Genomic DNA, 13,560 nt, shown 5'->3' on the forward strand with positions numbered 1-13,560 from the left:
ATGATTAAAAAAGCAGGATTTGGCGGGGGATGCCATTGGTGTACCGAAGCTGTTTTTTGGGCTTTAAAAGGAGTTATGGCTGTGCATCAGGGTTGGATTGCATCAAATGGAGAAAACCATGATTTATCTGAAGGGGTTGTAGTTACTTATGATGCCACACAAATATCCTTTGATGTTTTAATAGCGATACATTTATATACGCATAGCAGTACAAGTAACCATTCTATGCGGGGTAAATACAGGTCGGCAATTTATACTTTTGATGACAATGATATACGGCCTGCGCTACATGCCATTGCTAATTTGCAAAAAGAGTTTAAAAACACAATTGTTACTAAAGTCCTGCCGTTTTGCGATTTTAAGTTAAACAGGGAAGATTCTTTAAATTATTATTTTAGTGACCCGGAAAAGCCTTTTTGCGAAAATTATATTAATCCTAAATTAAAACTGTTGTTACAAAAGTTTTCAGGGATAGTACGCAATGATAAGTTAGAACATATTATATAAGCGTAATAGCCTGTTAAACATTTAGCCCTATGCAAAATAAAATGCATAGGGCTATGTTTTTTTAATACTAATGCTTCAAAATTTAGCAATAGTTGATAGCCCGAAATCGTATGCTGCTATTTTTACCATAATAAAACATAGTTTTTTTTATGATGTAAGTAAAAATACTTTAATATGTGGGTATATTTACAGCAATAAATTTGCCTGCTTAGTGCTTGCGTTATGCTCTAAAGCTAAAAAATACCAGTTTAGAATGAAATTATTTTTAAGAATACTGCCGTTGCTTTTTTTGTTTTGTAAACCTTATAGTATTGCAGCACAGGAGCTCCCGGTTAAATTTCTTGATATTACCAATGGCTTGTCAAATAATTCGGTAATAACAATATATCAGGACGATAACGATTTTATGTGGTTTGGTACTTATGACGGGCTAAACCGCTACGATGGCTATAGTTTTAAAACGTATCGCAATCGCATAGGCGATACAACATCATTATCGAGCAATGCGGTTTACTGCATCCAGAAAGATTTAAAAAATAATATATGGGTTGGTAGTTCTAAAGGAGGGTCTGTGCTAAATCAATCTAAAGATTCTTTTATACCATTACGTTATAAGTCTGCCACGAGTTCTAAAAACATTATACTAAGTGACGTTGTACATCAAATAAAATCAATAAAACAAGGAGCTATGCTCGCAGGTTCGCAACGCCGTGGGTTATTGCTTTTTAAAGAAGGCTCGTATTGCGGTATACAAATACCTTTACAGCTAAAAGGGAAAAGTAGTGTAAATTATGACGTACTTGCTATAGAGCAAGCAGCATCTGGCAGCGCTTGCTGGGTTTTTGTAAATAATGCAGGCCTTTGCAGCTACAATATAGCTACAAACCAGTTAAAGCTTGTTTACCCCATGACACAAAAAGGTAATTGCCTTGCATCTGGTGCTTATGGCAAGTTATGGATAGGCACAGATGATGGCGTGTTTTTATATGACCCCTCGGCTAATTCATTGTCATCTAATTATATGCCCGGAAAAATCAGTGTTGCTAATATACTTAATGAAAATGAAATACTCTGGATAGCCACAGATGGCGTAGGGGTATACATCCTCCCAAAAGATTCAAGGCTGGCAGTACCGTATACAAGTATTACCGCTACTAAAATAATAAAGAGTAACTCTGTCTGGACTTTTTATAAAGATACAAGAGGCAATAAATGGATAGGTACCCTGCGGGGTGGTATAAGCATGCTAAGCGCTATACCGGCTTCTTTTATGCATGTAAAATATAAAGGTAGTGATAACCTTACAGATAACTTTATCCTTTCTTTTTGCGAAGATGAGAATAATAACTTATGGATAGGTACCGATGGTGCAGGGCTACGGCATTGGGACAGAAAGAAAAATACCTACACATCATACAGTAAAGGATCGGGAGGTCTTACCAGTAACTTTATTACCAGCATTGTTAAAGATGATACTAATGATATTTGGCTTTCTACCTGGGCCGGGGGCATAAACAGAATAAATCCTAAAACCGGGAAAATAGATTATTTTGCCTGTTACAATACGGTAACCAGACAAGCAGAGCCAAATGTGTGGTTGTTGTATATAGACTCTAAGAAAAATATTTGGGCAAGCACAACTAACGAGGGTACCCTGTACCGTTTTAATACGGCATTAAATAAATTTGAATTATTTAATGCCGATATAGCTAACCTGCAAAGCCTTACCGAAACTAAGGATGGTAAATTATGGGGAGGTAATTACACATCATTGCTTTGCATAGACCCATTAACTAAAAAGTTTAAAGTATTCGAAATTGGTAATCCTGTGCGATGTATTGTAGAAGATGCCGATAAAAATTTATGGATAGGCACACAGGAGGGCGGACTGTTACTTTTTGACAGGAATACACACAAATTTAAACGCTTTACCATGGATGATGGTCTTGCCGGTAATACAGTACTGAGGCTTTTGCAGGATAAGAAAAGATATTTATGGATGAGCACTTACGATGGGCTTAGCCGTTTTGATACTAAGAAAAAAGTTTTCAGGAATTTTTCTGTAACAGATGGTCTTCAGGGTAACCAGTTTAGCTTTAATGCCGGATTAAAGCTATCGTCGGGCGAATTTTTATTTGGCGGCATTAACGGTTTTAATATTTTTTATCCCGAAAAGATCAAGACAGGAAGTAGCACCAGTAAAATTAGGCTTGCATCGCTTCTTGTAAATAATAAACCTGTAGAGCATTATAATGATTATGTTATAGAAAGGGTTGCCGGACAGGTAAAAAGTGTACGCCTGCCTTTTGATGAGACAACACTATCAATAGAATTTGTAGAATTAGATTATAATAATTCTGATAAAATTGATTATGCTTACACCCTTGATGGGTGGGATGAAGAGTGGAATTATGTAAACAATACAAGAAAAGCTAATTACACCCGGCTTTATGAAGGAGATTATATTTTTAAAGTAAAAACAAAAAGCAGTAATGGTACCTGGAACAAAGAGATTAGCTTACTGCACATTACCGTGCTGCCACCATGGTACCGTAGCTGGTGGTCATATACATTGTATTTAGTATTGTTTGCCGGTGCCATTTATGCCTATTTAAAATACAGCAGATATAAAGAGCAAATGCGCTATAGCGTAAAGTTTGCCCAGATGGAAAGCAAAAAAGAAAAAGAACTTGCCGAAAAGCAGCTTTCTATGTTTACCTACATTTCTCATGAGTTAAGGACTCCGTTGTCACTAATAATTAACCCGTTGCGCAGGGCAGTGCGAAAACCTGTTGGCGAAAATAACGACTTGCCTAACGACCTTGCTGTTGCTTACAGAAATTCGCGCAGGCTTTTAAGCCTTGTAGATCAGTTGCTTCTTTTTCGTAAGGCAGAGAGTGATGCAGATGTGCTTAAAATATCGGCTATTAATTTAAACCATCTGTGCAATGAGGTATATGAATGTTTTGTAAACCAGGCTAAAGGCCAGAATATTGAGTTTGGCCTTTCGATACCGGATGCTCCAATAGAAATATTTGGCGATTATGAGAAAATTGAAATCGCCCTTTTTAATATTACGTCTAATGCTTTTAAACATACACCCGCCGGAGGAAGCATTATGCTGCAATTAATTCAAACAGAAAATGAGGCGGCCATAAGCATTACAGATACCGGCAGTGGCATACCAGTAGCAGATGTTCCGTTTATATTCGAAAAATTCAGGCAGGTAACTACAAAGCCTACGTCATCCGGTGGTTTTGGTATAGGTTTATTTATAGTAAAATATTTTATAGAAAAACATAAAGGCTCAGTAAGCTGCACAAGTACGTTAGGACAGGGCAGTACCTTTACATTAAACTTTGTTAAGGGAAAAGCACACCTGCCGGAAGTGCCTATAAGTATGCAGGCACCAAAAATGTCTGAATTGGTAGAAGAGTTGTTAGAAGATAACTCTCCCATAGAAATCCAGCCGGACCGTACAGAAATAGAATCGCAAATACATACTGAAATAGTAACGGGTAAAAAATCGGTACTGATAATAGATGACAATAATGAAATAAGGGAGTACCTAATAAAGCTGTTCTCACCGCAATATCTTGTTTACGCCGCAATAAATGGTATAGAGGGTCTTGCCCTAACCCAAAAAAATATACCGGATATAGTTATCAGCGATATATCTATGGATGGTATGGATGGTCTTGAGGTGTGCCGAAACATAAAACAAAGCCAGAAACTTAGTCATATACCTGTAATTTTACTCACTGCAACTACAAACAGCGAAGTGCATCTGCAGGGTATTACAGAAGGAGCAGATGATTATATTACCAAGCCTTTTGATAGCGATATCCTTATGGCACGGGTAGAAACGTTGCTAAAAAGCAGGGAAAACCTTAGAAGTTATTTTCTGGATAATATTACCCTTAAGGAGAACAACCAGAAAGTACCGGCAGAATATCAGGAGTTTCTTAAAAAATGTATCGAAATAATTGAAGCCAATCTTGACGATAAAGATTTTACCATAAAAACATTTAGCAAGGCAATGGGTATGAGCCACAGAAGCCTTTACGATAAGATAAAAATAATTTCGGGCGAAACTTTAACAGCATTTATACGATCTGTAAGGTTGCGCAGAGCTGCACTTATACTCCTTACCGAAGATGTAAATATAGCCCATGCAAGTGCCCAGGTGGGATTTGAAGACCAACGCTATTTCAGGCAGCAGTTTGTAAAATTATTTGGTATGACCCCATCTGATTATATTAGAAAATACAAAAGCTCTTTTAACAGGGACTTGAATGTAATTAAATAATTGCCCTTATACTTAGGTTATATTTAAGTTAATAATTTTCCCATAAATCATTATTCTTTCTTAAAATATTACAACAGACATTTAAAACTTTAAATCTCTGTTGTAATGCTATTTTTTAGGATTAAAAATGTGTATTTGTGTAATTTTAATAGCTTTATATTGTGATTTTACAAATCTGCGTCGCTAAATTTTCGATTTTACCCCCCATAAATTTGCGTTTACCCCCCTTACTTTGCATCTATAATTAGCTACTATAACGATATAGCAATGCTTGAAGCAGAAACGTTGGTGTATTGAGCTGTGTAGCAATGAATTTTGATTAACAAGTGCAATAGCATAGAAAAATAGAATTTTGTTAGAGTTTTGGGTTTTTTACACACTGCCTGCAATGACGAGTTTTGCGGGCAGTTTTAAAAATCACCTAATTAAGTATCTAAAATAATATTGTGCAATGCAAATAAAATAAACAGTTAAAACTAAACCAGACGGATTGCCTATGACAAACCTGACATAATTTTTTTGAGTAACTAACCATTAATACATGAATTAAATCCCTCCAAATGGGAATTTCTAACACCCTAATTTATGAATAACATTACTTTTTTTAAGCCTAAAATTATTTTTCAGGGCTGTTTACTGGCTCTTTGCCTAAGTGGCGGAAGCTATAAGGCAATGGCAATGGATACTGCTATAAAAAGCGCCTATTTTCAAAATGTTGTAAAAGGAAAAGTAGTTTCCGGTACAGATAAGCTGCCTCTTCCTGGGGTTACAGTACTAATAAAAGGTACTACAAATGCTGCTACGACTGATATAGATGGTAACTTCGAAATTGCTGCAGCACCCGGCACAGTACTTGTATTTAGCAGTATTGGTTTTGCGGCTCAGGAGTTTACTGTAGGTAGCCAGACAAACATATCAATAACCCTTACAGAAGATGTAAAAAACCTCGAAGAGGTGGTAGTTGTAGGTTACGGTACTAAAAAGAAAGCTACATTAACAGGCTCTGTAGGAGAAATAAACGGTAAAGATGTGGCTAAAAGCCCTGCTGTAAATATCTCTAATGGTTTAGCAGGCCGTATATCGGGTGTAGTTGCCAGCAATAGGGGTGGTGAACCGGGTTATGATGATTCCAGTATCACTATCAGGGGTCTTGGTACTACCGGTAATGCAGATGTACTTGTAGTAGTTGATGGTATTCCTGGCCAAGTAGGTGGTTTAAGCCGCTTATCAGCTCAGGAAATTGAAAGTATTACTGTACTTAAAGATGCATCGGCAGCTATTTATGGTAGCCGTGCTGCAAATGGTGTAATACTTGTTACCACTAAAAAAGGTAAAAAAGGTTCTAAAACTACGGTTAATTATAGCTTTGACCAAGGTTTTTCGTCGCCAACACGCCTTCCGGACATGGCAGATGCCGCCACTTATGGAACAATACAAAATGAAATTGCATATTACAACAGACCAACTCTGGGAATGAACCAGATCTATTCTGACAGCGATATTCAGCAATTCCGCGATGGATCAGATCCTCTTGGGCACCCTAATACCGACTGGGCTAAAGCAGCATTAAAGAAAACTTCGTTACAAAGCCAGCATAACCTTAATATACAGGGTGGCAGCGAGAATACTAACTATTTTTTCTCGTTAGGTAAATTATCTCAGGAAGGGCTTTATAAAAATGGCGTTGCAAATTACGACCAGTTTAACGTAAGGACTAACATAGATACCAATATTGGTAAAAGACTTAAAGTTGGTGTATCATTATCAGGCCGTAAAGAAGACAGGCAGTTCCCTATACAAAGTGCAGGAAATATTTTCCGTGCTATTTATAGGGCATACCCTACAGTAGCTGCAATATATCCTAATGGTTTGCCATCAAGAGGTATAGAAGGTAGCAATCCGCTTATAGATGCCTCAAGAACTGCAGGTATTAACAATAACCCTACGTATGTATTCAACGGTATATTAAGAGGTAGCTTTGATTTTGGAGCAGGTTTCTCTGCAGATGGTTTCTTCTCTACAGATGTTAGCCAAAGCACTACTAAAAGTTTTGCAACACCTTTTACATTGTATGATTATAACAGGGCAACAGGCAACTATGATCCATTCTTACTTGGTGGTGGTGCAGACCAGCAAGGGTCATTATACCAGGCACAAAGAAATATTGAGCAAACTGTAGCTAATATAAAAATAAACTTTAAACGCAAGTTTGGAGAGCACAGTGTAGATGCTTTTGTAGCTTATGAGCAAAGTGAAAATAAAGACAGTAACTTTAATGCAACACGACTTCACTTCCCAACAACTGCTTTGCCGGAGCTATCTCAGGGTGGCGCAGCCGGTACAGATGCAAGAAATGGTGGTTCGTCATTAAACTTTACAAGGTTAAGTTACATAAGCCGTATTGCTTATGATTATAAAGAAAAATACCTTTTAGACCTTCAGGCAAGGGTAGACGGTTCATCAATTTTCCCGAAAGGTAACCAGTATGGTTTCTTCCCATCAATATCGGGTGGATACAGGATATCTAAAGAAAACTGGTTTAATACAGAAGGCTTTATTAACGATCTTAAAGTACGTGCCTCATGGGGTAAATTAGGTAATGATGCCGTGGGTAATTTCCAGTACTTTAATAATTACGGATTTAACAACAGAAATGTTATTGGTGGTAACTTAGCTTCGGGTATCGACCTTATAAAGCTTGCTAACCCTAACATTACATGGGAGGTTGCAACAAAAACTGATATTGGTATTAATGCAACATTCCTGAAAAATTTCACCTTTGAAGCGGTTTATTTTATGCAGGACAGGACAAAATTGCTTCAGGCCAGGAATGCATCGTTACCAGGTTCAACAGGTATTGTTAACCCTTTCGGATCAGACCCTTTAGTACCATCTGAAAATATTGGTAAAATGGAAAACAACGGTTTCGAAACTACATTGGGTTACAGGCATAATGGTGAATTTAGCTGGGGAGTATCGGGTAACTTTACCTATACCCAAAATAAAATACAGTATATAGATGAGGCACCGGGCGTTTTAGATTATCAAAGACAAACAGGACGCCAAATAGGTACTTATCTTTTATATCAAACTGCGGGTATATTCAGGACGCAGGAACAGCTTGATGCAACTCCACACGTTCCCGGAGCAAATTTGGGCGACCTTATTTACCAGGATACAAATGGCGACGGCGTTATTAATCCTGATGATAGAATAATGAGTAAATACAGTAACTTGCCACGTATGGTATTTGGCCTTAACCTAGATGCAGCATACAAAAACTTTGATATTTCGGTATTGTTTGCAGGTCAGGCACAAGTAAGCCAGTATATCTTAACAGAGTCTGGTACAACAGGAAACTTTTACAGCACTTGGGCAGATAACAGGTGGAGCCCTTCAAACCCTAACGGTTCGTATCCTAAAGTTAGCGAAAGCTCTGGATCTTCTATAAGCGGTGGTAATTTCAGAAACAATTTCTGGTTACAGGATGCCTCATTTGTAAGGCTTAAAAATGTACAGGTAGGTTTTACATTACCTAAAGATATTACCGAAAAATATGGCATTGCTAACTTCAGGATGTATCTAAGTGCGTTTAACTTATTTACTATAACTGATTTTAAAGACTTTGACCCGGAAACTAACAGTGAGAACGGACAGTTTTATCCGCAGCAAAAAATTGTGAACTTTGGCTTTAACGTTCAATTCTAAAAATTACACTATGAAAAATAATAATATATTTAAACTTGTCCTGTGTGGTATTACAGCTTGTGCTGTGCTTACAGGCTGTGAGAAAGATTTTCTCGAAATTACACCCACAGACCGTTTATCGGATGCAGCCATTCTTGCCGATTCTACGTTGTTTGAAGCTTATGTAACTAACCGTTATATTGGCGTTAAACTTACAAACAAAGAAGGAGACTCTAACCAGCCGGGTTTTGGCCGTGGGTTTGAGTACGGTATGTGGAGCTCTCTTACAGATGAGTCTATTTACAACAATAATGATGATACCTGGTTAATACAACAAGGTCAGCTTGCTCCTGAAAATCTTGGTATTGCAGGTGTTTTCTGGGCAAGGAGTTACCGTAGCATTCGTGAAATTAATTATGCGCTTAACAATATTGACCAGGTTAATATGAGTGAGGGCCGTAAAAACCGCCTAATTGCAGAACTTAAATTCATAAGGGCTTTCCGTTACCATGACCTTATAAGAAACTATGGTAAAGTAGTACTTATGGGCGACAGGGTAGTGGAATTAGGAGAAAATTATCAGGACCCTATTAATTTTGACCGTAAGTCTATAGATGAGGCAATGACGTATGTAATTGCCCAGCTTGACGAAGCTGCTGCAGGCCTGCCTGTAGCTAACAGCAATAATTATGGCGAAGGCAGGGCTACAAAAGGAGCCGCACTTGGTCTTAAATCAAGGTTATTACTATATGCTGCAAGCCCACTTTATACAGGTGGTTCTGGCAGTGCTCAAAAATGGGCTGCTGCTGCACAGGCTGCAAAAGATGTAATGAACATGGGTGTTTACAACCTTTATCAGGGTGGTTATACTGAGTTGTTTACAAACGAACAAAGTAATTCAGAATACATTTTTGCAAGGTTCTATAACCTTACAGGACGTCACTTAGCATTAGAAATTGCTAACGGGCCAAACGGTTATGGTGGCTGGGGCGGTAACGTGCCGTTACAAAACCTTGTAGACGATTATGAAATGACCGATGGTAGCTCATTTAGCTGGAATAATACTGCACAGGCAACTGCTCCTTATGCTAACAGAGATCCTCGTTTTGCTGCAACTGTTCTTTATGATGGTGCACCATACCGCGAGAGGACTGTGGAAACATATAAATCAATTAATAATGCACCTATATCTGAAGGAGGTTATCCTGATGGTCAGGACAGCCCGGGAGGACGTGATAACTGGAACACAAGTAAAACAGGTTACTACCTAAGGAAATTTATTCGTGAAGACTTACCTATTATTAACCCTTGGGAAGTAGCAGGTGTACAAAACTGGATATACATGCGTTATGCAGAAATATTGCTTAACTATGCTGAAGCTCAAAATGAAGCGGCAGGTCCTGACGCTTCTGTGTACGAAGCTATAAATTCAATCCGTAGCAGGTCGAGTGTTGGAATGCCGGCTTTGCCTGCAGGGTTAACACAATCTGAAATGCGTACCCGTATTCAGCATGAAAGAAGGATTGAACTTGCTTTTGAAGAGCACCGTTATTATGATGTAAGAAGGTGGAAAATAGCAGATGTTACTGAAAACAAGCCTGCACAGGGTATAAATATTGTTAGGGCGCTTGATGGCACCAAAACATATTCTGTATTTACCGCATTGGCTGGTAAAAGCTTCCAGACCAAACATTACTGGCTGCCAATACCGAGATTTGAGATACTGGCTTCTGACAATCAGTTAGAGCAAAATCCAGAATATTAATTGTAACGCCGGAGAGCCTTTAAAAGTTCTCCGGCTTTATAACTTTATAACATTCCATACCTCATTATGAAATATAAAAATACAGGACTTCGGTTTCTGTCTTTAGCAGTATTTGCAGCTTATGCTTCGTGCGGCAGCAGCGATGTTGCTAAAAACGAGAGCGCCGAAATACTTACTGCAACTGTAAATTTAAATATAGATGATGCTACAGCTTACCAAACTATAGAACATTTTGGTGCATCTGATGCCTGGTCATGCCAGTTTGTGGGCAACTGGCCGGATGCTAAAAAGAATGCAATGGCAGATTTGTTATTCAGCCAAAAAAATGATGCTAATGGTAACCCACTTGGTATAGGTTTGTCGCTTTGGCGTTTTAACGTTGGTGCAGGCAGTGCAGAGCAGGGAGCTAACAGCGGTATAGGTGATGAGTGGCGCAGGGCTGAATCTTTTTTGCAACCTAACGGCGAGTACGACTGGAAAAGACAGCAGGGGCAGGTTTGGTTTGCCAATGCGGCAAAACAGCGCAACGTTAACAATTTACTTATATTTCCTAACAGCCCGCCGGTGTCATTAACACGCAATGGTAAAGCTTTCGCAAATGCCGGGGCACAGTCTAACCTTGACTCTTCTAAATTTGATGCTTACGCCGAATATCTTGCAACAGTAACAAAGGGAATACAAAATTTAGGACTTAATGTAAATTACATAAGCCCTATGAATGAGCCCCAATGGGACTGGAGCGATGGAGGGCAGGAAGGTACACCGTTTTATAATAATGAAATAGCACCTATTGTAAAAGCACTAAACAAAAAGCTGGAAGATAAAAAGATAACGTCTAAAATTAATATTGCCGAAGCCGGACAGATAAACTACCTGTATGAGGAACATAACAGGCCGGGGAGGGCAAGCCAGGTTAATAACTTTTTTGTAAAAGGCTCAGCAAATTATGTGGGTGGACTATCTCATGTAGATAATTCTATATCAGGGCACAGTTACTTCACAACATCGCCATTTGCAACGTCAGTTTCCCAAAGAGAGCAGCTTGCCAATACAGTAAAACAGGTTCCCGAACTTAAATACTGGATGTCAGAATATTGCATACTTGGCGATAATGATGGCGAAATTAACGGTAATGGTCGTGACCTTACCATTAATGCTGCATTATATTTAGCACGCACCATTCATACAGATATTGCTGTGGCACAGGCTACAGCATGGCACTGGTGGGTAGCTATTTCTCCTTACGATTACAAGGATGGGCTTATTTATATAGACAAGCAAAAAGAGGATGGCAATTTTTACGAAAGTAAAATGCTATGGGGCTTCGGCAATTACAGCCGTTTTATAAGACCCGGCTATACAAGAGTAAAAATAGATAATCTTCAAAACAGCAATGTAAATAAGGATTTCCTATTTTCAGCTTATAAAGACCCCGCTACAGGTAAACTTGTGACGGTAATAATAAATTCCGGTAGCGAAGCTGTCCCGGTTAATCTTAAGCATAAAGGAACAGGGCTTAAAAAATTAAATTTTTACGTAACATCGGGCGATAAAAACCTGCGGTTACAAAAAATAGAAGCTAAAAAGCCATTTGTAGTGCCTGCAAAATCTATAGTTACCATAGTTACACAATAATTTATATGCCAAAACGCTCAATTATTTTTTGAGGTAATATTAAACAATAATCAATGAAAAAAAACAATCACTTTACTAAAACACTTGTATTACTTGTGCTAAGCCTTGCCTGGATACCGGGCTTTAGCCAGATATCTTTTGGCGATGCAAAAAAGATCAATGATGGCTGGAAGTTTAACCATGAAGATACCAAGAACGCCCAGGAAACAAAATTTGATGACAAAGAATGGCAGGCGATAGACCTTCCGCACGACTGGAGTATAAAAGGGCAGCTTAGCCCTACACTGGCAAGTGCGACAGGTTATTTGCCTGGTGGTATAGGCTGGTACCGTAAATACCTTAATGTGCCAAATGCACAAAAAGGCCAGAAAGTATATTTATATTTTGAAGGTGTTTACAACAGGAGCGAAGTATTTGTAAATGGGCACTCTTTAGGAAAACGCCCTAACGGATATATTTCTTTTTCTTATGATGCTACACCATATATCAACTTTGGTGGAGACAATACCATTGCTGTAAGGGTAGACCACAGCAAAAGTGCCGATTCGCGCTGGTACACAGGCTCTGGTATATACCGCAACGTGTGGGTAGTTTATGCTAACCCGGTGCATATTGCACAGTGGGGTGTATATGCCTATCCTGAAGTTACTAAAGGTAATGGTGTACTTAACGTAGAGGTTGAAGTAGAAAATGGCTCATCGTCTAAAGAAAGCGTTACCGTTGTAAATGAACTTATTGGCCCTGACGGAAAATCAGTTGCTAAAAGCTCGCAGAAACTTACTGCTGCGGCTGGTAAAAACCAAAAGGTTACAACGCAGTTAAAGGTGAGCAACCCTAAATTATGGGATTTGAATAATGCTAACCTTTATAAACTGAAAACTACGGTTCTTAAAGGCAGTAAGCAAACTGATGCTACTACAACCACTACAGGTTTCCGCACCTTTACATTTGATGCCAATAAAGGGTTTGCCCTTAATGGGACATGGATGAAAGTTAAAGGGGTGTGTTTGCACCATGATGCAGGTGTATTAGGATCGGCAGTGCCAAGAGATGTTTGGAAGACAAGGCTTAAAACCCTTAAAGAAATAGGTGTTAATGCCATACGTACAAGCCACAACCCTGAGTCTCCTGATTTTTATGAACTTTGCGATGAGATAGGTTTACTTGTTTTAAACGAAGCGTATGATGAGTGGGAATACCCTAAGCGTAAATGGCTTGAGGGATGGAACTATGGTACTCCGGGCTACGAAGGAAACTCTGATATTTTTGCCGACTGGGCCGAAAAAGACCTTGAAGATTTTGTGCGCCGCGACCGCAACCACCTGTCTGTATTTGCATGGAGTATAGGTAACGAGGTAGATTATCCTAACGACCCTTACTCGCACCCAATACTTGACGGTACTAAAGCAATGGGCTTTACGCAGGCTGCTTACGGTGGCTATAAAAAAGATGCCCCGGATGCTATGAGGCTTGGCGCTATTGCTAAACGCCTTGTTGCCGCGGTTAAAAAATATGACAAATCGCGCCCTACAACGGCAGGACTTGCAGGTGTAGCAATGAGTAACGAAACCGAATATCCCGGATTGCTTGATATTGCAGGTTACAACTATACAGAGAGCCGTTACAAATCTGACCACGAAAAATATCCTAACAGGGT

General features: G+C 38.9%; 6 protein-coding genes. All 6 read left to right on the forward strand.

Features of this window, described 5'->3' with window-relative positions; genetic code table 11:
* Positions 1-507, forward strand: coding sequence for a peptide-methionine (S)-S-oxide reductase (locus tag F565_RS0120615; protein WP_020215146.1), 507 nt, complete (start codon positions 1-3; stop codon positions 505-507).
* 253 nt (positions 508-760) lie between these two features.
* Positions 761-4,816, forward strand: a complete 4,056-nt coding sequence (locus F565_RS0120620) for a hybrid sensor histidine kinase/response regulator transcription factor (RefSeq protein WP_026300219.1) — start codon at positions 761-763, stop codon at positions 4,814-4,816.
* A 585-nt stretch (positions 4,817-5,401) separates the two neighbouring features.
* Positions 5,402-8,524: a SusC/RagA family TonB-linked outer membrane protein gene (locus F565_RS0120625; protein WP_020215148.1), complete on the forward strand. Its 3,123-nt coding sequence runs from the start codon at positions 5,402-5,404 to the stop codon at positions 8,522-8,524.
* Between the two features lie 10 nt (positions 8,525-8,534).
* Entirely contained in the window at positions 8,535-10,268 is a 1,734-nt protein-coding gene (locus F565_RS0120630) for a RagB/SusD family nutrient uptake outer membrane protein (RefSeq protein WP_020215149.1), read from the forward strand.
* A gap of 66 nt (positions 10,269-10,334) precedes the next feature.
* Entirely contained in the window at positions 10,335-11,903 is a 1,569-nt protein-coding gene (locus tag F565_RS0120635; RefSeq protein ID WP_020215150.1) for a glycoside hydrolase, read from the forward strand.
* A 53-nt stretch (positions 11,904-11,956) separates the two neighbouring features.
* Positions 11,957-13,560: glycoside hydrolase family 2 (locus F565_RS0120640; RefSeq protein WP_020215151.1), on the forward strand; the 1,604-nt coding region annotated here is incomplete at its 3' end.

It is taken from the genome of Flavobacterium rivuli WB 3.3-2 = DSM 21788 (assembly GCF_000378485.1).
Classification (GTDB): Bacteria; Bacteroidota; Bacteroidia; order Flavobacteriales; family Flavobacteriaceae; genus Flavobacterium; species Flavobacterium rivuli.

Excerpts from the sequence above, each read along its gene's own strand:
- F565_RS0120615 (WP_020215146.1), top strand. The coding sequence starts at position 1 with ATGATTAAAAAAGCAGGATTTGGCGGGGGATGCCATTGGTGTACCGAA.
- F565_RS0120635 (WP_020215150.1), top strand. The coding sequence starts at position 10,335 with ATGAAATATAAAAATACAGGACTTCGGTTTCTGTCTTTAGCAGTATTT.
- F565_RS0120620 (WP_026300219.1), top strand. The coding sequence starts at position 761 with ATGAAATTATTTTTAAGAATACTGCCGTTGCTTTTTTTGTTTTGTAAA.
- F565_RS0120630 (WP_020215149.1), top strand. The coding sequence starts at position 8,535 with ATGAAAAATAATAATATATTTAAACTTGTCCTGTGTGGTATTACAGCT.
- F565_RS0120625 (WP_020215148.1), top strand. The coding sequence starts at position 5,402 with ATGAATAACATTACTTTTTTTAAGCCTAAAATTATTTTTCAGGGCTGT.